Below are 24885 nucleotides of genomic sequence, written 5' to 3' on the forward strand. Positions count from 1 at the left end.
CCGGCACGCACACAAAGCAAGGAAACAAAGAAGGCGACAAACAAAGGAAGCCGTGATGGGCCTGTTCGCGGATGACAGCGAAGAAGCGGCTACATACCACACGTGCCGCAATGTGCCGCAGAACGAACGGATCGCGCCCGACCACCTCGCCGCGGCCGGCGCTTACGCGGCCTCACTCGCGTGGGCGGGGCGACTCGCCCGGAACGAACGGCCGAGCAGTTTCGACCGCGCGCGGCATTTCGCCGCCGAGGCGGCCGAGGCGTTCATCGACCAAGCGGTCAAGGAGCACCCCGTCAGCGCGGAGGACATCGCAAGGGCCAAGCAATTGGCGGCCGAGAGATACGAAAACGCGCTGCACGCCGAATACGCTTGAGAGATTCCCCGAGGCCGAGACCACCGAAGAGGACAGCCGCCATGCCCGAGCTCCCGCCGCCCCACGACGAGGCCCACCGGCGCCCACCAGGCATGGACGACGCCACCGTCGAGGCCATGGGCAAGGTCAGTGAGGCCTGGGAGGCCACCGAACGCGCGCGCGGCCACCTCTACAGCTTCCACCAACTGACCGGCGGCGCCGACCGGATGCTGCACGAAGGCATCGCCATGCTGCGCGCGGCCGGTCACCACGACGCCGCGGACTTCCTGGAAACCGACATCGCCGGACGCAACGTCATCCCCGGACACTGGACCTTCCAGATCATCGAGGCGTACGACGACACCTACTACCAGCCGTTCGCCCGCGCCGAAGCCCGCCTTCGCAAGGAACTGGCCGACGGCAAACGACACTTGTACGAAGCCGAGCTCAAACAGCGCGTACGCACCCACGGCCATCCCGATCACAGCTGGGGACCGGGCTGAGCCGACGCCTCTGCGCCGGACGGCGGCGCCTGCCAAGACGGATGCGCCCGAGGGCACGGTCGGACACCGATGAACGACGCGGAGCAGCCGCGCGGCTGCCTCGTCATGTTGCGGCGGCCCCGCACCCGACACCCGACACCCGAGCTCGCGGCTCTGGAGTACGCCCCCGACGGCGACGCCTACCGGATGCGGAGCCGTGACGGCGTGTGGCCGGGGAGTCGTGGCCGTCCGCGCAGCGCTCGTCGGCCGCGACGCGCGCTCGCGGCCCGAGTCCATGAGGACGACCGGCTCGACCTGGCCGAACTGCCGATGCCCGACGACCCGGAAGCCCTGTGGGCGAAAGGGCTCGACGTCCCCCAGGCGGAGTCGTGGTGGCGGCGCCGCGAGCCGCGGTGCACGGGCGGTGACGGGCGCAGGCGCGGAAACGCACCGCGTGGTTCCGCCCGGCCGCCAAGCGTCGAAGCGGATCCTTCTGTCCACGACCGAGGCGTCCGGCTCGTCCCTTCGTTGATTCGGCCGCACCAACTCGGCCGGTTCACTACGCTCTTCGTGGCCGTACGCGTACCTTCACCTCGGGGGCAGCCAAGCGCGGCGGCACAGAGAGGGCGATCGTTTGCAGGCCGGTTGGCGGGTGCGGGTGTGCGGTCGCGGGGGCGTGGGGGTCGTCGGTGCCGGAGTCCTGATCCCCGGCGGCCTGGTGCTCACCTGTGCGCACGTCGTCGCCGGCGCGCTCGGCGAGCCCGCCGACGGTCCGCCGCCGCGGAAGCCCGTCATGGTCGACTTCTCGCCGTGCGGCGCGCCCGAGCCACGGGCCGCGAGAGTGGTCCACGGCGGCTGGTTCCCGGCGCTCGACCGCAGCGGGGACATCGCGGTGCTCCGGCTGGATTCCGGCGAACCACCCCCGGCTGCGGCCCCGGCGCCGCTCGTCGCGGGCAGCCGGGCCGAAGCCGGTGCGGTCCGGGTGTACGGCTATCCGAGCCCGGGGCTGTCGGACGGGTTGTGGGTCGCGGCTGCCGTGGCAGGTCCCGGCGGGCCCAACCCGGAGTGGCGCCAGCTCGACGGGACGGGAGACGGGCTCCCCGTGCAACCGGGCTTCAGCGGGGCCGGGGTGTGGGACCCCGCGCTGCGCGGTGTGCTGGGCCTGGTTGTCGCGGCGTACACGAGGAACCAGGCCAGGGTCGCCTGGATGATTCCGTGCGATGTCATCGCCCGCGACTGGCCTCCGCTGACCTCGATGCTGGCTCCGACCGCGCCCGAACCCCCGCCCCACCGCGACGACCTGACGCCGCGTCAATGCGCCGAGCTGGCACGACTCATCGCGGCCGTCCCGCACTTCGCGACCGCCGCCGGCCGGCACGACCTGGTGTCGCTCCTGCGACCCGAGATCGCCGGCATGATCGGCGAACGCCCCGAACCACAGGCGCACTTGTATCAAGTCGTCCGGGTGAGCTGCGACTACGACGGAGGCCTCGACGACCTGCTCCAGGCTATAAATGACTTGGTAGGGGACGCGCGCGCCGCGCGCAACGTCGCTGCGGCAGTGCGGCACTTCAGGGACGAAGTGGCCTTGTGACGTGAGTGGGTGGCTGATGCAGACGTCGACTTGCTCCGCCGAGGCCACAACGGCACACGGGGGAGTGCGGATGGTCCACACCGTCGAGGGTATGTCGCACTGGGAGCGTGTGAGCAGACTCGTCGAGGCGCTGGAACGGACCAGGCCGATGGGGGATGCCGAGCTCCGGCGCCAATGCCTCGAAGTGGCGGGCGAACGACTGGACATCGACCTGCTGGCGGTCGTACGCACGGGCGCCGTGCCGCGCAGTCAGCTTTACGACCTCGTGAGGTTGCTGGAGGAACTGCGCGGCGGGCTGTGGGTCCTCGCCGACACCATCAGCTTCTTCGCCCCGGGCGCCCGCAGCACCGAGGCGTTCCGCCGGCTGGTGTTGGAGACGCCCGTCCAGCCGATGCTGAGCCCGGGCGAACTGCGGGAAATCCACGTCCTGTTGCGTGCGGTCCCGGACCGGCTGCCGATCGCCGGGATCCACCGCGCGGCCCGTGGCACCTTCGAACACCTGCCGCCCGGACGCGAGGACGCGGTCGGGGCCTTCGACCATCTCGCGGAGGCGAACGCGCGCGCGGACGGGCTGTTCCCGTTCATGGTCTACATCGAACACCTCGCGGTGCTCGTCCCCCGCGACCTCGGCGATCCCCTGCGCGCCTGGGACACCGCCGTCGCGGACACGCTCAACGCCACCGACGCGCTACGGGAGTTACGCGCCGGCCTCGTCCCGGTCGCGGCGCAGCGCGTCGCGAGCCCGGCCTACCTCGCGATCCAGGTCGAACGGATCGACGCCGATGCCGAGCGGTACGCCGTGTCCTCGTGGACCAAAGAGGACGCCACCGCGCGGCCGTTTCCGGGGCACCACGAATTGCTCTGCTCCCCCGAGGAGTTGGAAGGGACGGTCGAGACCGTCATCGCCGACGGTGAAGCATCCCTCGCCGGCCTCGACGCGCAAATCCAATTGGAATTCATTCTGGGGCGCGACCTCATCGGCCGCCTGCCCGTAGACGAATGGGCCACGCACCGCGAGTCCGGCCTACCGAGACCGATCGTCCGGCACTATCCCGTGGTCCTGCGCAGCCTCGAACGGCAGCGCGAACCGGCATTGCAGCGCGTATGGAACCGCCGTTGGCGGAGCATGTCCGACCACCCTGGAGAATGCCGATGGCAAGTGTGCGGCGGCCCGGACGGAATCGGCCCCGCCGACCTGCAGGACACCCTCAACCGGGACACCGAGGGACAGGTCGTCGCAATTCTTCTGCTCGACGCGCCCGGACCCCGGGAAATCGGAGTCCCGCACGCGTACGACGTCGCCCTGCGGGAGGGGATACCGGCCATGTTGTGGCATCGCTCCCGAAAATCTGACACCCTCCTGCACGATTTGGCGCAGGAAATACTCGGCGCACCGGAATTCGGCCGATTGCCGGGACGCGTCCACGAAGCGCGCGTCACGACGCCGGCGTGCGACGGCGTGGCATTGCTGCACGACGACCCGGGCAACCTGTATGCGCGTTGGCGGCCTTATGGGCTTCCGCGGTCCATGGGGAGGAGACAGTGGGGTGACCAGTGACAATCGGTCGAGCGGCGACGGGCCCGCCGCCGGTTCGGATGCGGGCGGGCCGCCGCAAGCGGTTCCCAACTGGTGGGTTTACCACGGCGACGGGCGGATTCTGCGCGCAGACCTCGACGACGAACTGATGAGGCCGCCGCCGTGGCGGGCCTTCGACGGCGAACCGCTCCAACCCCGCCCACCCGAGGACGAAGCCGAGGTCACCCGCCGGATCGGCCCCCGCCGCGCAGCAGCCGAAGGACGCCGCCCGGTCAACATCGATGAAGCCGACATGGTGAACGCCGCCCTGTACCTGCGGCGCCCGCTCCTGGTCACCGGACGCCCCGGCACGGGGAAGTCCAGCCTTGCCTACCGCGTCACCCGCGAGCTCGGCTTGGGGCGCGTCCTGCGGTGGCCCATCACCAGTCGTGCTAGCTTGCATTCCGGAATTTATGAGTACGACGGAATCGCCCGCGCACAGGACGCCGCGACTTATCGTGCGGAGGCGGAGTCGGACCGCACACATTCGGGTGACCGCGTCGTCGGAAAGACCCGGATCGGCGATTATGTGCGGCTCGGACCGCTGGGCACGGCGTTGCTTCCGTATCGCCTGCCGCGGGTCCTGCTGATCGACGAACTCGACAAGAGCGACATGGACCTGCCCAACGACCTGCTGAATATCATCGAAGAGGGCGAATACCAGATCCCCGAACTCGTGCGCAGTGCCGCGCGTGAGCCGGAGGTCGGCGTCCTCACCGATGATCCGGGCGTTACGGCGGTCATCCGGAACGGCCGCGTGCGCTGCCGGGCGTTCCCGTTGATCATCATCACCTCCAATGGCGAACGCGATTTTCCCCCGGCGTTTCTGCGGCGCTGCCTCCGTCTGGAACTGGCAGCCCCTGACGCCGACGAACTCGCCGCGATGGTCGCGACCCGGTTCGGTATCCAGGAAGGCGCCCGGCTCGACGAACTCGTGCGCATTTTCGTCGCGCACAGCGCCCGGCAAGGCGGACTTCCCACCGACCAATTGCTCAACAGCGTCTATCTCGCGACATCGGACCGTTTCACGCCCGACGCCCACTGGGACCGCCTGGTCGGCGCGTTGTGGCGGAGCCTCGACGCCGCGGGGCCGGGATGACCACGCGGGGGCGGCCCCCGGCGCAGGCGTCCGACGTGTTCGGTGGCCGGGACCTGACCGGTCACGAGGTCGCCGACGCGCTGTGGCTCGCCATGTGCTGGGCCGGACGCACGGGCGGCCCGGCCCGCCCGGAGCCGCGCGGAAACTCGCCGGTCGCCGACCCCCCGCTGCCTCGGGCGCGTCGCGGTGGCGGCCCCACGCACCATCCCGTCGACGACAACGGCAGCCGGCACGACTCCGGCGACGAACCGGCGCCGCCACTGCCACCAGGTGCCGGACACCCCGGCCGCCCCGCTGGACCGGACCCGGAGCCGGGGCGGTCGGCGCCGCAGGAGACACGGACCGCGCGCCCGGACCAGGATCCGGAGCGGGCCGCGCCGTCCCCTCGGACACCGACGGATCGCTCCGACGGGCCCGTGGCACTCGAGTCCGAGGGAGGCGAAGGCGAGGGGCGCCCCGAGCCGAGTCCGTCCGCTCCCGCCGCGGACGACGTCGACGCCGTTCCCGTGACGTGGCCCTCGGTTCCCGGGCTGACGGACCGGCGCCGCCTGGAGCGCGCGTTACGTCCGTTACGACGCCGGGTCCCCTCGACGCGAGACTGGGAGCTCGACGAGGAGGCCACCGCCGATGCCCTGGTCGCGGCCGAACCCCGTCTGCCGCGCCTCCGCCCCGCCCGCGAACGCTGGCTCGACATGGTGGTCGTCGCGGACGCCGGGGCGACCATGCCGGTGTGGTGCCACACCGTCGCGGAATTCACCGAACTCCTGCGCCAAACCGGCGCGTTCCGCACGGTCAACGTGCGGTTGCTGGACACCGACGCGGCCGGCGCCGACCACCTGGAACTGCGCGGCGCCGCACCGGAAGCGCTGAAATCCGGCCTTGCCGAGCCCATCGGCCCCGCGCGGCGGCGGGTCGTCATGGTGCTGACGGACGCGGCGGGCGCGGCCTGGCGCTCGGGCGCCGCGCAACGCCTCGTCAGCGGCTGGGGGGAACGGGTGCCGGTGGCCGTGGCCCTTCTGCCGGGCGAGCGCGCGTGGTACCGGACCTGGCTGGCGACACGGTCGGTCGCCCTTCGCGCGTACGAGCAAATCCCGTCCGGCTCCCGGCTCGTCGTCGAACACGAGCGCGGATGGGACACACCCTCGGCCGCCGACCAAGGCCGACCGGTGGTCCCCGTCGTCGAACTGTCCGCCGGCCGGCTCCACCGCTGGGCTCGATTGCTCGCGGACGCCCCCGGCACCTGGCCCCATGCGCGCGTGATGTCCCTCGCACCCGCCGCCCACGACGACGCGAGCCCTCACGAAGGGGTGCCCGATGCAACCACCGCCGCCGAACTCGTCCTGAACTTCCGGTCCGCGGCCTCTCCCGTCGCCTTCCGCCTGGCGCAACACCTCGCGGCGTCGCCGCTGACCCTGGCGATGATGGAGATGATCCAGTTCATCGCCGAACCCGACTCCACGCCGGCGCACCTCGCCGAAGTCGTCACGTCCGGCCTGCTTGTACCCGCGCGGTCCGGCACCGCCGCGTCGGGCGGGCCGGGTGTCGTCCGGTACGCGTTCCTCCCCGGGGTCGCGGAGGAACTCCTGGCGTCCGCGCGGCGGGTGGACACCGCAGAGGTCATGCTGCGCGTCGTCGACCGCCTCGATTCGGTGCTGCCACACATGCGCGGTCTGTTTGTGGCGCCGACCGAACCGGCGTCCGGTGTGCCGACCGGCGCCGACGACTACTACACCCCCGTCGTCCGCGCCCTCCGCGCCCTTTCGGGTCCCTACCTGCTGTGGGCGGAGCGCCTGCAAGCGCGGCTGAACCCCGCCCCGACCCGCGAGCGGGCCGCGAACCCCCGTGCACACTCGGCCGTGGCTGAGAGTGATGGTTTGGATACGCTACGATTTAAGGCGGTTGATGTGCCTGAGAACCCTTTGGATCCTTCCGCATTCGTACCGGATCCGGAGAATGCGCTGACCGATTCGGATCGCGGGGGACGAGGGCTCCGCGACGAGCCGAGTTCGGGCAAAGGAGATCCTGGCGCCGTGACCGACAGCGCGCGCATGCGGCGGCCGGGAGTGGTGGAACGGGCCATCGCGGGACGCCGGAAGGCAGACAGTCCGCCACCGGTGTGGGGCAACATGCCGCCCAGGAACGTCAACTTCACCGGCCGCGTCGGTGCGCTGGAGGATCTGCACGCACGACTGACGCAGGGCACCACGGCAGTACTCCCCGAGGCGCTGCACGGCATGGGCGGTGTCGGCAAGTCACAAATCGCCGTCGAATACGCGTACCGGAACAGTTCCGACTACGACATCGTGTGGTGGATCCCGGCGGGACAGCCCGCGCAGATCCGCGCGGCATTCGTGGATCTGGCACAGCGGCTCCGCCTGCAGACCGGCGCGGAGGCCAACATCGCTGTTCCGGCCGTGTTGGAGGCCTTGCGCCTCGGCGAACCGTACCGGAACTGGCTCCTCGTCTTCGACAACGCGGAGAGCCCCGAAAGTGTCCTGCCGTTCTTCCCTCAAGGCGGAACCGGCCGGATTCTTGTCACTTCCCGGAACGGACAATGGGTCAATATGGCACGGACCATCGAAGTCGACGTCTTCGCCCGCGACGAGAGCATTGAGCTTCTTCGCCGCCGCGGCCCGGTGCTGACGGACGAACAGGCCAACCGCCTGTCCGAGGCACTCGGCGACCTGCCCCTCGCCATCGAGCAAGCCGCGGTCTGGCTGGCCGAGACCGGCATGCGGGCCGAAGAGTACCTCGAACTCTTCGAGGGCAAGCGCGAGGAGTTCGTCAGCCGACGCGCGGAACTCCTCGAACTCGCCCCGCCGATGGACTACCAGCTCCCGGTCGCCGCGGCCTGGAACGTCTCCCTCGACCGGCTGCGCGACACCAACCCCGCAGCCCTGCAACTCCTTCAGGTCTGCGCTTACTTCGCGCCCGAGCCGGTCTCCCGCAGCCTGTTCATGGCCGGCCGGAACGCCGCTCTGCCCGGACTGCTCGGCGAAATGCTCAGCGACCCGATCCGCCTCGGCCACGCCCTGCGTGAGATCAACCGGTACGCGCTCGCCCGCATCGACTACCGCACCGACAGCATCCAACTCCACCGGCTCGTCCAGGCCGTGCTCATCGACCAGATGAGCCCCGAGGAGCGTGTGGCCATGCGGGAGGCCGCGCACACGCTGCTCGCCGGCAGCGACCCGGGGGAGCCCGGCAGGGTCGCCAACTGGCCCCGGTACGCCGAACTGCTGCCGCACCTGCGGGCCACGCGGGCCGTGGAGAGCAAGAACCGCTGGGTCCGGGCCCTTATCGGAAACACGGTCATCTACCTGTTCACCTTCGGCGATGACGAGGCGTGCCGCGAGCTGGGGCAGGACGCGTACGACACGTGGCGCGAGAACTTCAGCCCCGACGACGCACAGACTCTCTCGCTCGCCCGCCACCTCGGGCACGCCCTGCGCAGCCTCGGACGCTACCGTGAAGCCGCCGACCTGAACCGCGACACCCTGGAGCGTCTGACCCGGACCGCGGGCGCAGCCGACGAGAACACCCTGCGCGCCGCGCGCGCCGTAGCCGTCGACCTGCGTGCCGCGGGCGAGTTCGCCGCTGCGGCAGCCATCAACAAGGACGCCTACGAGCTGTCGGTGCGGTCATTCGGGGAACGCGACCCGTACACGCTCGGCGCGGCTGTCGACTACGCCACCGCGCTGCGCCTGATCGGCGATATCAGTGGGGCCCGCGACCTCGACGCCGTGACGCTCCAGATCGCCGTCGAGATTCTCGGCGAGGACGACCTCCTCACGATGCTGCTGGGCAGCCTCTTGGCCCTGGACCTGCGAGAAAGCGGCGATTATGTGGAAGCCGCCGAGCTGCAGGAGACCAACTCGGCCAGGTTCGACCGCCTTGTCAGCGGCGAACCCCCCGTCGCGTTGACGGCTCTGCGCCACCTTGGCGCCGCGCGGCGTACGGTCGGTGACCACGAGGGCGCCCTGAAGGCCTGCACCGATGCGTGGAAGCACTACCAGCGGCGACTCGGCGACGACAATCTGGACACGTTGTGCGCCGCCGCGAGCCTCGCGATTGCGCAACGCCAGGCCGGTGATGCCCGAAGTGCCCGTCGAACCGGCGCGGACACTCTCGACCGGTGCAAGCGGACTCTGGGGGACGCGCATCCGTACACGCTCGCGGTCGGGACCAACCTCGCCGTGTCGCTGCGGACCCTGGGGGAGTTCGAGGGCGCTTTGGCCCTGAACCGCGAGGCGTTCGACGGTTTGACCGCGGCACTGGGGGCCGACCACCCGTACACGCTGGCCACCGCGATCAATTTGGCCAGCGACTTGCACGCGCTCGGCAACACGCAGGAGGCATACGAGCTCGACCAGGACACCCACCGACGGGTCGCGCAGAAATTCGGGGAGGAGCACCCGACGACGCTGGCCTGCGCACTGAACCTCGCCGCCGACCTGCGCGCACTTGGCCGGACCAATCAGGCCGAGACGCTGTACGCCGGGACACTGGCCGTCATGCGCCGGACCCTGGGCCGCAACCACCCGGCCACCATCCGGGCGACCGAGGGTGAACGGGCCGACTGCGACCTGGAGTTGATGGTGATCTGACCTGTGGGTCGTGCGCTGTACGCCGGGCCGGAAACCCGCCCGGCGTACAGCGTTCTAGTCTTCGGAGGCGCCCTTTGAGACTGCGGGAGGCAACGCCAAGCCGACCCAGCACGCCAGTTGCAGGGGATCGGTGAGCATGTCGCCGGACTCGGCGACGAGTTGGAGATAGACACCGCGGACCACGTCCGGGCGCTCCAGCAGAGGCCTGGCCGCCGCGTCGTGTCCCGCAGCCGCCGACGCCATCGCGAGCCCCACCCAGGCCTCACCGGCATCCGGCCTCGTCGCAACGTCGGTGGCGTACAGGACCGCGGCTTCCGCGAATTCGCCTTGTGCGTAAGCGAGATCGGCCCTGGAGATGCCTGAGAGCGTCGGATGCCGGCACCGCCACGCAAATTCGTCGGGGTTGTCCCAGCGAGATTGCAACAGGCGTGGCAGCGAGGAGGATTCGCTGCGGCCGGCATCGGGGCGCAGGACCGGAGCCCCGAGGACCGCTGTGCCGGGTGCGGGCCGGCCGGCACTCCACGATCGCGCCAGCGCCTCCGAAGTCCCGGGCTCCGGCTGGGTGTTGCGCAATCGCCAGGCAGTGCGATGCGCCCGGGCGAGCGAACGGGCGTCGGCGGCTACCCGGCTGGGAAGGGCCTCGGCGCACCACGGTGCCATGGCAGCGCGCATGCCTGCCACGAACCAGCGGCCCAGATCCGTCAGTTCCGCGCAATCGCGGACGTCGTGGAGCACGCGTGCCGTCGCGTCGCGCCACAGTGCGTACTCGAAGCCGGCGAGTCGGGCGTCGGGCCCACGCGCGGTCGACCTGCGGTGCCGCCAGAACCGTACGATGCCAAGGTGTGCGTACGCACCCTGGAGAAGCCCGGCGATGGGACGGGGGTCCTTCCGCCACGGCGCGTAGTACCGGCCGGTGCCGCCCTCGTGGTGCAGGGAGACCATGTCGAGGAGCGCGCTGAGTTTGAGGTGCTGGTATTCGTGGATCAGCGCGACCGCCAGGGTGGTCGCCGTCTGCGGCAGCGCCATCATGACCCCGCCGAACGCCTCGGGCGAGGAGGCGCTGAAGGGCCGGTCGTTCGTAGCCGGGGCCAGCGGGACGATCGAGCGGATCAAAAGGGCCAGCCCGTCGGCCGTTTCCGCGTCCTCGCAGCGCACCAGGTCAGTTGCCTGGCCGAGCAGGGATCGCCAGCGGTCCGTCCGCGAAGGTCCGAGTCTGTGCGGTGGCCGACTCTCGATGAAGCCGGCGTACGGATCCGCATCGTCCAGATGCGGATCCGGTGCACCCGCGGCGGATGTCCGGGGCAGGGGGGACCAGCCGGGAGCCTCACGCCGCGGATCAGCGGGGATGAGCACGCACGCGCCCCGGAGCGTGACCGAGACCGCGCCTCCGGCGAGCCGCCGAACGTTGGCGACGGACGCGCCGGGACGGTGTGCCGCGGAGTGTCCGGGCAAGCGGACGGCGCCCAGGGACGGCAGGTGGACGCTGCGGTCCTCGCGGACCGGAACCTGCGCACGGAAGTCGATGTCGGCCAGCGCGGCGACCGCGACGGACACGTTGTGCAAGTGCCCGGCTTCCCACCACATGGGGAGGCTCGCGGAGACCCCGCCACGGATGCGTCGCAGCACGCGTGAGGCCCACACGCCGATCGAGGGGTACATCACGACCGTTTCGAAGGCCGCAGGATCGGCTTGCCGGGCGCGGGTCAGCAACTCCCAAGCGGCCTCGGCGGGGGGCAGCGGCCCCATCACCGCGGGGTCGGACGTCGCCGCGTCGTACACCATGCGCAGGAGCAGCAGACGTTTGCTCCGCTGGCCGTCGCGGAGTGTGCGAAGTGTCTCCGTGTCGCCGTGGCCCGAGGCCAGTTGCGCGAGGGCCCGGCCGGAGATGGTGTGGACCGGTCTCGTCGACCGCGTCGCCGTCGGCAGCGCGGCAGCCTCGGCGCCCGCAGGAAGGGGACGCTCCGGTGTGGTGCGTGACGTGCCCACAAGTAGCCTCCTGTCGGACGACTCCGGGCCCGCCCTCGCTATGCGGAAGCGGGTTGCCGCGCGGCTTCGCCGACGGTCATGGGCGGCGGGTGCCAGGGGCTGTCCGCCGTCAGCACTTCTCCCCTTGTTTGCTGGCGGTCAGCGGCTCCGGGAGGTCGACCTGAAGGAGGATGCGCCGTACCGAGCCGTCGAGCTCGGCCGGGTCGCGACGGAGCAGTTCGTCAAGGGACAGGCTGCCGACGTCGACGAGTTCGGTCGGGATGAGCTGGTCGGTCGGGATCATCGGGTCCGTGTGATCTGTCCGGTCTCGGTGGTCCATGCCGCCGAATCCCCCATTCTGCGTGGTCTTCCGAGTGATCTTCCGGGTCGTCCGGAGTTCTCCAGCCATGATGCCCCGATGCCGACGGAATGCGGAAGACGCTTGTGGGGCTGGGCAGTTGGTTTGTCTGCGGGCGCGTGGGCGGCGTCGGTCGCCCGCCGCACGCCCGTCACTGGGGCGGCGTCGCGGGGGCGCGCAGCGTGGGGACGTCGCCGTTGCGTGCCCAGGTGACCGTCGTGCCCGGGAGGTTGGTCGTCCAGCGGTCGGCGATTCCTCTCAGTACGTCGGGGGCGGGAGGGGCGGCGCCGAGGCCGACGGCGTAGCGGATGTGCTCCGGCGATACCGCGAACGGATGCGGCCAGGCGTGGGTGTCGGGGACGCCGGCTTCGTCCAGCGCGGCGAGGAGCGCCCGCATTCTGCCGCGGACCCGGCCGACCACCGCGTCCCCGTCCGACCCGCTGTCCACGGTCACCACGGCCCACGCGGCGTGTCTGCGGTGGAGGTCCGGAGGAGTGAGCAGGTCGGTGAGCGGATTGGTTCCTGCGGCCGTCGGCGCTTCCAGGATCTCCCATGCGCGGTAGAGCTCCTGGGAGAGCAAGTCCCTGCCTCCAAGCCCGATTTGCTCGGCACAGTTGCGGACCGGGGCGGTGGGGGTCAGGACGGTCACCGGCGTCGACGGCCGGGTTGTGGGGGATTCGACCGGAGCAAGGGTGATCGGGGCGTCCCAGTCCCACGCGGCCCATGTGGCGAAGAACTCCCGCAGCAGGTCGTCCCCGCGAAGTCCGCTGTGCCCGCAGGCGGTTCGGGCGGCGAGGAGTGTCCACGCCAGCCCCGGCAGGCCCCCGAACGGTGCCGCGTCGAGTCCCCGGGCACGGGCCCATGCCTTCACGCGCCGAGCGAGGGCGGGGAATTCGCGAACTCCCTCGGTGGCGGCGAGGATTGCTTCCGCGTCGCTGACCGCGCTCAGGGCGAGTGCAGCCGGCTCGCCCAACTCGGCGCGGCGCTCGACGGCTTGCGCCGCGGGAACGCTGCCGGTCGGGACGAGGGCGAGGTCGACGTGGACGCCCTCGGCGGTGAACCGCACGCCGGGTACGCGGGCGCCGACGACGTCGCGCAGTTGCTGTGCTTGGGGCAGTGCGGCGACGAGACGGGCGCGAACGTCGCCGAGTCGGAGTTGTCCGGTGCCACGGTCTGCCGACGCCCCGGCGGCGCCCGCTTCGGGATTGTCGGGGACGGCCGCGACGAGGTCCAGGTCGCCGCCGGGCAGCGCGCAGCCTGTGCGACGCGAACCCACGACGTGGACCACGCCGCCGGGCAGGGCCGCGCCCAGGCGTGCCACGATCTGTCGGACCCGCGAAGCGTGCGGGTCCCGGCCGTCTCCGGCGGACGAGACAGCGACGGGCTCGTGCACGAGACGCATTTCACCGGTACCGAGCGTGAACACCGCCCGAGGGCACATCGGTTCGTCGCCTCTGCGGGACAGCAGCACCAACTCGCCGACACGGGCGGTGAGTCGGCCGAGATGTGCCGCGCTCTCGGTGGCGATCCGCTGTGGTTCGGCGGTCCGGCCGAGGGTGAGGTGCGGCGTGAAGCCTTCCGCGCGGCCCCGGCAGCGCGGGAAGCGGCGTACGAGCGCGTGGCGGAGCGCGGCCCACGCATCACCACCGGATGCGGCCGGGTCCAGCCAGACCGTGGCGTCGGTCCGGTGGCCGAAGGTGTCCACGCCCTCCAACGTCGCGGTGAACGGGGCGACTTCGGCCGCCGCTGCGGCGAGCAGAGGTGCCGCGCGCTCGAATTCGTGCTCGGGGACGAAGCCGAACAGCAGGTTCACGTGCGGCGGCCAGCGGTCGACCTGAGGGTCGTGTGCTCGGCGGATCTCCTGGATGGACGGCCACAGTTCGCGCGGTGGCAGCCAGGCGACGGCGGTACGCGCTGTCGGTGCGGTATTCAGCACGCTGTCGGTGGCCGCTGCGCCCAGGGCGAAGTCGACCTGCACGCCGTAGTGGTCCGAGATGAACAGTCCGCCCGGACCCGGCTCGTTGCCGCGCAGGACGGCCGCCGTGGGCCGAGGTTCCGCCGCGTCGACGCCTGTTGCCGTGGCCGCGCCGCCGGTGCGCAGCAGGATCCGGTCGAGTCTCGACACCCGCCCGGACAACGAGGAAACCGCCGCAAGGGGATTGTTGTTCGGGTCGAAGGTCGGGGTCCGGTCGTGCGGCCCGTGGACATCCGTCCAGGCGTCGCGCAGCCCGAGGGTGATCTCCGGCCCGGCCTCGGCGGCGTCGCCGACGTTGAAGTCGCCGACGAGGACGAGGTTGCCGTCGACCCCGGCCAACCCCTCGGCCAGCTCGACGAGTTCGGCGTCACGACGCGCCGGGCCGTCTTCCGCGTGGTCGCTGGTGAGGTGGGTCGCAGCGACGACGAGTGGGCCGTCCGACGTCCGCACGGTCGCGGCGACGACGGCCTTGTGCGGGCCGAACGCGTGCACGGCGGCCTCCCGCACGGGCAGGCGGCTCAGCAGCACGAGCCCGGCCTCGTCGATGTCGTCCGATGCAGGATCGGTGTGCAGTGTGTAGTCGGCGCGCACCCAGTCGGCCTGCAACAGCAGTGCGAGCAAAGCCGGTTCGACCTCCTGGAGGGCGATGACGTCGGCTTCCGCCTCGGCAAGTGCCGTGAGCAGCAGGGGCCGCCGCGAGGCGGTGTCGATGCGGTCGCTGTCGTATCGGTCCCACAGCGTGTTCCAGGTCAGGACACGCAGACTCGACTGCGCCGCGTACGCCGTATCGGCCGCCGTGGGTGGCGCCGCCTGCCACGCGGCGGTGTCCGCGTCCCACACGTAGGGCGTGCGCGCGGTGAAGAACGGCGGACGGAGGATCCTCGGGTCGCGCACCCGCCCTGCGGGGGACGCGCCGATGCGGTCGACGCCGGTCGCGCGGTCCCAGATGAGTTCGCCGTCCGCCTCGATGAACACGACGCGGTGCCAGGGGATTTCACCGCCCGGAACGAACGACGGCAGCGGAATCCGCTTCGGGCCGGTGCCGCGTCGCGTCACCCCGAGGACGAACCGGGCGGGATCGAAGCGCGGGTCCCAGCGGACGCGCTGGTAGACCTCCTCGCTGGTACGCATCACACCGCTCCCTTCGCCGGTCGTTCGTGCGGCTCACCTTCCAGGGTGCCGTCGACGTCCTCGACGGTGCCGCCTGCTCCGACGTACCAGGTCCGGTGCGCGTGCCCGGGGTAGGGCGGCACGAACCGGCGCAGTTGCGCGGCGAGCACGGCGTCGGGCACCGGGTGCGCCCGGGAGCTGTTGCGCCGGGCCAATTCGTCCTCGTCGACCAGTACGACCGCGTGCGTGACCAGCGCGTCACGGCGGCGCGCGACACCGTGGACGAGGGAGCGCTGCTGCGGCATGAGGGACGTGGCGTCCCACACGACGGTGCCGCCCCGGGAGAGCGCCGCGTCGAGGCGGTCAAGGGCCTCGTGCAGAACCTCGCCGTTCGCGCCCTGGTCGGCCCGGGAGCCCCGGGCCTCGCGCAGGTCGTCGAGGGACACGACCTCGTCGACACCGACCAGCCCGCGCGCGAACGAACTCTTGCCGCTGCCTGCCGGACCGACCATGTGGACCAGGCGCGGGGCGTCCCCCGACCGCCACCGCCAGGTCGCGGCGACCGCCTCCGCGACGGAGCCGATCCGGCCCTCCGCGTACAACCGCCGGGCCTCGGCCCAGCACCGGTCGCCCGCCTGGGCGGTCAGATCGCCGAGGGCCTGGTGCAGCCCGGCGCGCAGCGGTTCCCATGGCGTCTCGGCCAGCAGCCCGGCCTCGTCCGCGTGCAGCGCCGACCATTCGACCTGCTCACGCGCTGCCTCGGCCGGGGCGTCGGAGCGGCCGACGAGAGCTGCCGCCGCGACGGCGTGCAGTGCGCCGAGATCGGCGGCGTACGACATCCGGACGAGGCCGGCGCGGCGTCGTTCGTCGGGGTAGGGCTCGTACAGGTTCGCGTGCAGTCCGACGAGGTCGGCGACGCGGCGGGCCGTCGGCATGCCGAGCGGGCCGGCCAGCCGGGGCGCGAGCCACGCCCTTCGGCGGGTGCGCAGCAGGGCCGCGAGCACGCCGGCCAGGCGCGCGTCGCCCGTCCTGCCGAGAGCGTCCAGCCGCGCCGCGGCTTCGGAGGCCACGGTCGTGTGCGTTCCCGCGTCGCCCGCGTCTTCCGCGTCCTCGGCGAGGGAGAGAGCGGTGAGGAGTGCCTGCGTGTCGGCGTCGGCGCCCGACCGGACGGCCCACAGCGGGGCGTCGGGGCCGAGCCCGTTCGCGACAACGGCGGCGTACATCCAGTGCGTGTCGGTCTGAACGTGTTGCGGGCGCACCCACTTGGCGACGCGCTGCGCGAACTCCTCGCGGGGGAAGCCCTCCACGGTCCGGACGACGTAGCCCTCCCGGTACACGGTGTCCACCCGCAGGTTGCGCAGTGCGCGGGCGTCGAAGGTGCCGCGCCACAGAACAGGCGGTGCGGGTACGCCGATTCGCCGCAGGAAGCGGACCGTTGCATCCCAGTCCAGGCACCGGTCGCCCGCCCACACCGAGAACCCGTAGAACCAGCTCTGAAGGTTCTCGTACGCGATCGAGTGCCGCGCGAACAGGTTCTCCCCGCACACCCGCCACCCTGCCGGAATCGCGGCACCGATGCGCGCCTGGAGCTGTTTCACCCACGCCCGCGAGGGGTGGTGTGCGGAGTCCAGCGACCGCGCGTGCAGGCCGTCCGCGTACAGCGTGGTGTTCTCGCCGTCCATCTTCTCGGTGACCACGACCTCGCGCCCGACCAGGCCCGACAGGTCACCGGCCCGCACGTCGTCGGATGACGCCCCGGGCGACCAGGGCAGATGGGCCGTCCGCGGATAGTGCACCCGCATGACCGATCTCCCCACCCCGACGACGTCACGACACTGTAGGAGGCACCGGCTCGCGGGCTCCAGCGAAATATCGTGCCGCGCTTGCCGCGTCGCTGTGTGTGGAAGCAAGTCGCATGGTGGGCAAGGGACTTGGTTCAGACATGTGGGCTCGACCGTGCGCCGCCCCAAACGCGGAAACCCCGCCGGCGCAGCTCCGCGGCCGCCTGCCGGGGCGGGTGCCGAGGCATGGACGGCCGCAATGCTGCGCAGCGGCGGGGGACCGGGCGGGCCCGGCGGCTAGTCCTTGTCGGCCTGGTAGCCGTGCGTCTCGGGCGTGGCGACGATGCCCTGCACGCCGACGGTCGGCATGGTGCCCGGTGCGAGGACGCCCCCGGGGCCGTGGAAGACCAGGTTGTTCGTGGCGATGCCGGGGTAGGCGAGCATCTGCGCGAGGGACGCGGCGATCGTCGCGCCGAGCTCCTCGGCGTCCATCAGCACCTGCGACAGGACGCCGTTCTGGATCCACAGCGGGACCAGCTCGTTGCGGACCGACTCGTCGAAGTCCCGGTTGAAGTCCGTCCCTGCGGTGTCGCCGACCTCGATGCGGGCGAACCGGAACTGCGGGTTCTCCAGGCGCAGGCTGAGCACGGCCTGGTCCAGCGCGGCCTTGCTGGAGCTGTACGCGCCCACACCGTGGTACGGCTTGCCCACGCTCCGCGACGAGATGAAGCCGACCACGCCGCCCGGAGTGAGCGACGGCAGCAGCGCGGCGGTGGTCAGCACCGGCCCGATGACGTTGGTCATCATGAGCTGCTGCCAAACCTCGGCCGACGTGTCGGCGATCTTCGCCAGCGGCGAGACGCCGGCCGCGTGGACGACCGCGTCGATGCCGCCGAGTCCGGCGGCGGCCTCCTCGGCGACGCGGGCGCAGTCCTGGGGGAGCGCCAGGTCGGCCGTGATGGCGACGCCGCCTCCGGCCTTGTTCACGACCTCGGTGAGCAGCTCTGTACGCCGTCCGACGACGGCGATCTTGGCACCCTGGGCGGCGGCGGTCAGGGCGATGCTCCGCCCGATACCCGACGATCCTCCGACAACGAGGACTCGGCGGTTGGCGAAGTCGATCTGCGACATGCGGGCTCCGTGAGGGAAAGGGCGACACCGCCGAGGGCATCGGACAGCGCGAGGATGGCACGGCGGTCGGGGTGGACATGCCACCGAGGCCCACGGTGGCATCCGTCACCTGAAGCAACGGGTTTCGGGAGAGTATAAGGAACAATCTCACGAGCGAGAATACGGTTCTCCCGGGATCTCACCACAGAGTTGCCGGGGCGAGGCGGCCCCTGCGTGTTCGCTCGCGCGCGGGCCGTGTTTCGGGGGCATTCCGATCCGGCGCAGCCGCACCTTGCGGGCTTCGCGGGGCGTGCGTGCGGGGGACCTGATTTCGTCCGCGGCCCGTCCGCGGCGAGAATCGGCTGCGCAGTCCACGGAGGCCGATACTGCCGTCGAGCCTGCTCCGTCAGCCGGTGGGCACCCGCGCGGACCGGTGCGGAGCGTTGTGCATCGGCCGATTTCGCAGTCTGCACCGCCGGTCGCCGGGGGAGCGCATGGTGTCGCTCGCCGAGTCGGCTTGCGGTACTTCGCGGTCCGCTCGGAGCCCGCCGCCGGGAATCGATTTCGACTTGGAAGTATTGAATTCTCGCTTCTGAGAATTATATTCTCGCGGGGCCCGCCGCCACGTGAACCGCCGGGCGGGGCCGACGCGGTTCGCGCCTGAAACCGGCGAGGGCAGGGCGATGTCCGGCGATTTTGCTGAATCCGACGAAAAGGACAGGCATACACCGATGAATCCTCCAGGGGTGTCGTTCGCCCTGCGCTTCGACTTCCGCAACCCGGAGATGGCCGGGACGTCCATGGCCGACCGCTACTCCGCGGCCCTCGACATGGCCGAGTGGGCGGAGGGGCTCGGTTGCGGGATGATCACGGTCTCCGAGCACCACGGATCCGACGACGGGTACCTGCCCAGCCCGATCCCGATGCTCGCCGCCATGGCCGCGCGCACGAAGAACGCACGCCTCCTCATCGCCGCCCTCATCGCCCCGTTCCACGACCCGCTGCGCCTGGCCGAGGACTTGGTCTTCGTCGACAACCTGAGCAGGGGCCGCGTCGACCTCATCGTGGCCGGCGGCTACGTGCGCGAAGAGTTCGCGATGTTCGACGTCCCGATGAAGGAGCGCGGAAAGCGCGTCACCGAGACCATCGCCACCCTCAAGGCCGCGTTCACCGGCGAGCCGTTCGAGTACCAGGGCCGGACCGTGCACGTCACCCCCGCGCCGTTCCGCCCCGGCGGCCCGGGTCTCCTGCTCGGCGGCAGCAGCGAGCCGGCCGCGCGCCGGGCGGCACGCATCGCCGACGGGTTCGTGCCGTCGGTGCCCGCCGTGTGGGACTTCTACCGGGACGAGGTCGTCAAGCTCGGCCGTCCCGACCCCGGTCCCTGCCCGATCGGCGAGAACCGCCTTGTCGCGCTTGCCGAGGACCCCGACGAGGGCTGGGAGCGGATGGCGCCGTACTTCCTGCACGAGAGCAACGCGTACGGCAAGTGGCAGGCGCAGGACAACGTCGCCTCGCCGTTCCACAGCGTCGCCGACACCGACCGCCTGCGGGAGACGGGCCAGTACAGGGTCCTGACGCCGGATCAGCTCATCGCCGAACTCAAGGCGGCGCCCGTGCCGTACGTGCAGTTCCACCCGCTGTGCGGCGGCATGCCGATCGAATTGGCGTGGTCGAGCCTGCGCCTCTTCGAGAAGGAGGTCATGCCGGCGTTCGCGGACTCGTCCGTCGCCTGAGAAGGCGCCGCCAGGCAATTCCGAGGGATCGCATCCCGCAGGCGTCGCGACCGTGCGCAACGACGCTGTCGGACGGGGATCCACGCGGGACGGCCGAACGGCCCCTCAGCCGCGCAGAGCGCCGCCGTACAGAGCCGTCAGCGCCGCCCAGTGGCGTTCGTCGGCCGCGGGGTCGTACGCCGGATTGTCGGCGACCGCGAAGCCGTGCTGCGCCGGATAGGTCGCCATGGTGTGGCGTACGCCCGCGTCTTTGAGCGCCGTCTCCAGGCGCTTGTACTGGTCGGTGGGGAAGGAAGGGTCGTTCTCCGCCACCGCGACGTGCAACTCGGCGGTGATGCAGCCGGCCAGGCTCGCGGGGCTGTGGGCGTCGTCCGCCGGGGCGAGGTTGCCGCCGTGGAAGGAGGCTGCGGCGCCGACGCGGTCCGGATGGTGTGCCGCGGCCAGGAGCGCCATCCGGCCGCCCATGCAGTAGCCGACGGTGCCGATCCGGGTTCCCGAGACCTCCGGCCGCGCCGCCAGGAAGCCGATGAACGCGGCGGTGTCGCGCCCGGACATCTCCGGGCTCAGGCCCGCGGCGAGGGACCGCAGCCGGGCGAACTCCTCCGGGTCGGAGAAGAGGTTGCCGGAGTCGAACGGGGCGTAAGGCGTGCGGTAGTAGATGTCCGGGAGCAACACGGCATACCCGAGCTCCGCCAGACGGTCCGCCATGGCGGCGAAGGTCTCGCGCACACCGGCCGCGTCCGGATAGACGATGACGCCCGGTACACCCCCGGGATCCGCCGCAGAGTTCGCGGGCGTGTGCAGGACGGCGGCGCAGGTGCCGTCCTCGGTTTCGAGCGTGACATTCGTGCGTGGCATGCGGATCCCTGCCGGAGCGAACGGACAAGTGCAGGTTGTGCCGTGGGCGGCGTCGCGGAAGTCGCGTGGGTGCGCCGCAGCTTGCACGTTACCGACTTCCTCGCGCAGGGCTCGCGGCGGGACGACACCGCCACAGATGGTCGGGAACAGCCGGACTTCGTCCGTTTGGCATGCTTCGGCGACGACAGAGCCGCGTCTCGCCGAACTGCGCCTTCATGCGGGTCGGGGTTCTCGCCGCGTCATCTGGCGGCATGTGCTGTCCCGACCGTCACCACCGTGCCGGGAGGTCGTGGAAATCGGCCTCTCATGGAGAGGCCACCTGCTTCTCTCGGGCCGGCCGTCAACCCCGGCGATGGCCGGGGCTCCGGTCCTCGGGGCGCCCGCCGTGCCCGCTAGGCTGCGGCCGCAGCGACGACCGGTTGGGGGGACGCCGCCCCGGCGTCGACCGCGCGGGGTGCCGCCGCTGCGCAGCTCGCCCTCAATTCTCCGGAACGGTCCGCGGAGTTTCCCCGAATGTGACTTCAGTCAAGTTGATTCTCGGTCAGTGAGAAGCTAGTTTCCTGATCTGAGAATCAAACACCAGCAATGCGCGAAGGAGATTCTGGCCCCGCAGATCGGCGTACGGTGCCCCGGGCTACGCCACGCCGCCCGGCCCCTGCTCCGACGCAGACGCGTGGTGAGCGCTCGGAGCACGCCCGGGCCCACCGAGATCCGCACGTCCCCACTCGGCTCCGGCCGGCGGATCCCCAGCCAACGCAAAACAGGGCCAGCCCGACAACGCACGACTCCAGGCTCAACGTCTGACGGGAATCGCCACGGCCCACGCGGGCCAAACCGCACGACACCGTCAGCCGTTCGCTGGGGGAACAGCCTGAGGAGGGCACCACGTGAAACTGCAGAGGTCAGCTGCCGCCGCCTTGGTGGCGACCGCTCTGCTTGCCGCCGGTTGCGCGGACCGCGGCGGTACGGAGACGGAAACGTCGGCGAACAACGGCGACAACACCGCCCAGGCGGCGCCCGTCTCGAACGACTTCGGCGACCTGTCCGACATTTGCAGCCCGGGCAACCCCAGCGGCGCGCCCGCCCAGGGAGTCTCCGCCAAGGAGATCAAGGTCGGCGTCATGAGCGACGTCGGCTTCACCAAGAACTCCGAATTCGGCGATGCCGCCAAGGTGTTCACCGCCTGGTGCAACGACGCGGGCGGCATCAACGGCCGCAAGATCTCCGCGAACGTCCGCGACACCAAGATGATGGAAGCCCGGCAGCGGATGGTCGAGTCCTGCCGCGACGACTTCGCGCTCGTCGGCGGCGGTGCCGCGCTGGACGGCCAGGGCACCGAGGAACGGCTGAAGTGCCTGCTGCCGGACTTCCCCGCGCAGATCAGCCAGACCGCCAACGTCGGCTCGGACCTCCAGGTCTCCGTGCAGGCCGGCGGACCGTCGTACGCGACGTACGCGGGTTACTTCACGTGGCTCATCAAGGAGGCGTACCCCGCCTCGGCCGGCGCCGTCGGCCTGATCAACGGTGACAGCCCCGTCACCAAGACCATCGGCGAGCAGACCGCGGAGGCCCTGAAGGGCGTCGGCGCCAACGTGGTCTACAACGACCTCTACCCGGCCGCCGGTGTGTCCGACTGGACGCCGTACGCGCAGTCGATCAAGAGCAAGAACGTCCGCGGCCTGGTCTTCAACGGTTCGTTCTCCCAGCTCGCGAAGCTTGAGCAGGCGCTGACCGCCGCCGACTACAAGCTCGACTGGATCGACACCAACAGCAACGCGTACACCGCGGACTTCATCAGCCTCGCCGGCAACCAGGTCCTGAGCAGCCAGAACAACCTGGCCGACATCGGCGGCATCTACCCGCTGGAGAGCGCCGCGTCGAACCCGGCCACGAAGCAACTCACGGACCTGTACGCCAAGTACGCGCCCGGTGCCAAGATCACCCTGCCGGCGATCAAGGCCTTCTCCGCCTGGGTGCTGTTCGCCAAGTCCGCGTCCAGCTGCGGTGACGACCTCACCCGCAAGTGCGTGTACGAGGCCGCCAAGAAGGAGACCGCCTGGACCGCCGGCGGCCTCCAGGCCGCCGTCGACCTGTCCGTCGCGGACAAGCCGGTGACCTGCTTCAACGTCGAGCAGGCGACCGCCGACGGTTGGAAGCCCGCCGATTTCAAGCCGGGCAGCAACGGTTACCGCTGCGAGGCGCCCGTGTACCAGTACACCGGCCAGTACGGCAAGGCGCTGACCCTCGCCGACGTCGGCAAGAGCATGGCCGACTTCAAGTAACAAGCAGCACAACCGCGTTCGGAACCCGGGGGCTCCGCACGCAGGTGCAGGACACGAGCCGCCCCGGAGCCGCAAGCTCCGGGGCGGCTCGCGCATGTGTGGCCGAGGACGCGCCGGGCGGGGACAGCCGTAGGGGTGTGTCAGGGGCCAGGTAACGGGAGTGCCCGGCGGCGGTCGGTGCGCAAGGTCGACTTTCGGGGCTGTGCGGAACGGAGTCGCCGGGCCTGCCACATGGCGCCGCATGTCGACATGGGTCTCATGTCGGCCACCCGCGATTGTCCCTTTCCCGCGCCCGGTTATCCGATTCCTGCGGGCCGTCGGAGGCGTGTGGCCGCGCCGGTAGCCTGCCCACGACTTGTCAGCGAACAGCCTTTCCAGAAACCCGAGTTCGTATCAGGACGGCTGTAGGCGCGGAGACGATTGGAGCCACATCATGTCTCGTCGGGCCATCTCCGGCGGCGGGGGCGGACGTCTTCCGGGACTGCCGAGGCAGGCCAAGTGGTGGGGTCTCGGAGCCGTCGTGGCCGCCTTGCTGTCGGCGCCGGTCCTCATCGTCGCCAACGCCGTTTCGGACGACGGAAGCGACCGCGTGGGCAGCGCGCCGCAGCAGGTCGCGGAACTCCTGGGCCACCCCGGCTGGGAGTTGGAATGGTCCGACGAGTTCGACGGGACCGCGCTCGACGGCACCAAGTGGATGACGTGCCTTTCCGGGTACGACACCTCCAAGCCGTGCAAGGGCGCGACCGACGGCGAGCAGCAGAAGTACATCCCCGAGCAGGTGACCGTCTCCGACGGCAGCCTGCACCTGACCGCCGAGCGCAAGCCCGTCGACGGACTGCCGTTCTCCTCCGGCGCCGTGAGCACCGGCGCGACGGCGGGGCAGTCGTTCCAGGACAGCCGCGCGCTGTTCAGTCCCGGCGTCTACATCGAGGCGCGCGTACGCCTGGCTCCCGGCGTCGCGATGTGGCCCGCGATGTGGCTCATGCCGATGGTCCCGCAGGAGCCCTACAGGCCCGAGATCGACGTCTTCGAGTTCGGCGGCGAGCAACGCCTCGCGCAGGCACGGCTGCACGCCGCCGGACCGTGCGAGGTCGAACTCGGCGAGGTCCGGGGCGAAAGCGAGTGCTACGGCGAACTCAGCCGCTCCGGAACCCACTTCGTGGACGACTACCGGCTCTTCGGGGTCAACTGGCAGGAAGACCGGCTCACCTACTACGCCGACGGCGAGCCCATCCTGACCGTCGTCGGCGACGCGGTGCCGCGCGAGCGGATGTACCTGATCTTCAATCTCGCGGTCGGCGGCATCATGGGCGGCGACACCGAGCGCGCGCCCGACAAGTCCGCGATGTCGATCGACTACGTCCGGTCGTGGCGCGGCAGCGGCGAGGCTCCCGTCGGCGCCGCGCCCGACGGCACGGCGACCGGAACGCCCACGGCGCCCGCCGCCTCGGCGGCTCCCTCCTCGCCCGCGGCGTCGCCGTCCGCGACATCGTCGCCCCCGGCACCGTCGACCACCGCCGCAGTCACCACGTCCGCGGCTCCCTCGAACTCCCCGCGCCCGCCCGTCACTTCCGTCGCGCCGGCACCGCCCAGCCCTCAGCCGCCTGCCGCGACGCCTCCGCCGGCGCAACTCGGCGAGCCGTGGCTGGAGTTTCTGGCGCCCGGCGACGGAAGCACGGTGCGCGGCGTCGTCACCGTCAAGGTGCGTGTCAACGGGGACCGCGACCGGGTCCAGGAAGTGTCGTTCTACCTGAACTCGGAGGATTGCGACTCGCCCAAGGGCGACGCGGAATGGATCGGTTACGACCGGGACGACGACAACGACGGCGTCTACGTCTACACGTTCGACTCACACCGCCTGTCCAACGGCTGCAACACCATCTCCACGGTCGGCATCGACGTCGACGACGAGTACCGCTACTACCCCGCGGTGGGCCGCGTCCACTTGGATGTGCAGGTCGCGAACTGAAGCGTCCCCAGGCGTGGTTGTGGGGGGGGGGTGG

The 24885-nt window shown here is 71.0% G+C and carries 15 protein-coding genes; 9 read left to right on the forward strand and 6 right to left on the reverse strand.

Going from position 1 to position 24885, the window contains the following annotated elements; all coding sequences use genetic code 11:
• From ACRX5W_RS25825 to fxsT, 6 genes are all read left to right on the forward strand, one after another.
• The coding region (locus ACRX5W_RS25825; RefSeq protein WP_436790704.1) for a DUF3759 domain-containing protein at positions 1–373 on the forward strand (373 nt) is incomplete at its 5' end.
• Positions 374–414: 41 nt separating this feature from the next.
• Entirely contained in the window at positions 415–855 is a 441-nt protein-coding gene (locus ACRX5W_RS25830) for a hypothetical protein (protein ID WP_436790705.1), read from the forward strand.
• 655 nt (positions 856–1510) lie between these two features.
• On the forward strand, positions 1511–2428 hold the full coding sequence (locus ACRX5W_RS25835) for an effector-associated domain 2-containing protein (protein ID WP_436790706.1): 918 nt from the start codon (positions 1511–1513) through the stop codon (positions 2426–2428).
• A 70-nt stretch (positions 2429–2498) separates the two neighbouring features.
• Positions 2499–3986, forward strand: a complete 1488-nt coding sequence (locus ACRX5W_RS25840; RefSeq protein ID WP_436790707.1) for an effector-associated domain 2-containing protein — start codon at positions 2499–2501, stop codon at positions 3984–3986.
• Positions 3976–5103, forward strand: a complete 1128-nt coding sequence (locus tag ACRX5W_RS25845) for an AAA family ATPase (protein ID WP_436790708.1) — start codon at positions 3976–3978, stop codon at positions 5101–5103. The genes ACRX5W_RS25840 and ACRX5W_RS25845 overlap by 11 nt, the downstream gene beginning before the upstream one ends.
• Before the next feature lie 92 nt (positions 5104–5195).
• Complete coding sequence (gene fxsT / locus ACRX5W_RS25850; RefSeq protein ID WP_436790822.1) at positions 5196–9710, forward strand: FxSxx-COOH system tetratricopeptide repeat protein; 4515 nt, start codon at positions 5196–5198, stop codon at positions 9708–9710.
• Between the two features lie 54 nt (positions 9711–9764).
• On the opposite strand, the gene ACRX5W_RS25855 is transcribed toward fxsT, so the two are convergent.
• The 5 genes from ACRX5W_RS25855 to ACRX5W_RS25875 form a co-directional block, all read right to left on the reverse strand.
• On the reverse strand, positions 9765–11696 hold the full coding sequence (locus ACRX5W_RS25855; protein WP_436790709.1) for an HEXXH motif domain-containing protein: 1932 nt from the start codon (positions 11694–11696) through the stop codon (positions 9765–9767).
• A gap of 109 nt (positions 11697–11805) precedes the next feature.
• Entirely contained in the window at positions 11806–11979 is a 174-nt protein-coding gene (locus tag ACRX5W_RS25860; RefSeq protein WP_436790710.1) for a hypothetical protein, read from the reverse strand.
• A gap of 205 nt (positions 11980–12184) precedes the next feature.
• Positions 12185–15139 (reverse strand): poly(A) polymerase, encoded by a 2955-nt coding sequence (locus ACRX5W_RS25865; protein ID WP_436790711.1) that lies wholly within the window; start codon positions 15137–15139, stop codon positions 12185–12187.
• Positions 15139–16920, reverse strand: a complete 1782-nt coding sequence (locus tag ACRX5W_RS25870; RefSeq protein ID WP_436790712.1) for an RNA ligase family protein — start codon at positions 16918–16920, stop codon at positions 15139–15141. The genes ACRX5W_RS25865 and ACRX5W_RS25870 overlap by 1 nt, the downstream gene beginning before the upstream one ends.
• A 276-nt stretch (positions 16921–17196) precedes the next feature.
• The gene (locus ACRX5W_RS25875; RefSeq protein ID WP_436790713.1) at positions 17197–18030 is read right to left on the reverse strand and encodes an SDR family oxidoreductase; all 834 of its coding nucleotides are present in this window, start codon (positions 18028–18030) and stop codon (positions 17197–17199) included.
• A gap of 710 nt (positions 18031–18740) precedes the next feature.
• Between ACRX5W_RS25875 and ACRX5W_RS25880 the strand changes: the two genes are divergently transcribed.
• The gene (locus tag ACRX5W_RS25880; protein WP_436790714.1) at positions 18741–19742 is read left to right on the forward strand and encodes an LLM class flavin-dependent oxidoreductase; all 1002 of its coding nucleotides are present in this window, start codon (positions 18741–18743) and stop codon (positions 19740–19742) included.
• A 105-nt stretch (positions 19743–19847) separates the two neighbouring features.
• On the opposite strand, the gene ACRX5W_RS25885 is transcribed toward ACRX5W_RS25880, so the two are convergent.
• On the reverse strand, positions 19848–20600 hold the full coding sequence (locus ACRX5W_RS25885) for a dienelactone hydrolase family protein (RefSeq protein WP_436790715.1): 753 nt from the start codon (positions 20598–20600) through the stop codon (positions 19848–19850).
• Positions 20601–21487: 887 nt separating this feature from the next.
• Here ACRX5W_RS25885 and ACRX5W_RS25890 point away from each other — a divergent pair.
• Both ACRX5W_RS25890 and ACRX5W_RS25895 read left to right on the forward strand, forming a co-directional pair.
• Entirely contained in the window at positions 21488–22882 is a 1395-nt protein-coding gene (locus ACRX5W_RS25890) for an ABC transporter substrate-binding protein (protein WP_436790716.1), read from the forward strand.
• Between the two features lie 433 nt (positions 22883–23315).
• Entirely contained in the window at positions 23316–24851 is a 1536-nt protein-coding gene (locus tag ACRX5W_RS25895; protein ID WP_436790717.1) for a family 16 glycosylhydrolase, read from the forward strand.
• Positions 24852–24885: the final 34 nt, after the last annotated feature.

It is taken from the genome of Yinghuangia sp. YIM S10712 (assembly GCF_051388935.1).
In the GTDB taxonomy this organism is placed as follows: Bacteria; Actinomycetota; Actinomycetes; order Streptomycetales; family Streptomycetaceae; genus Yinghuangia.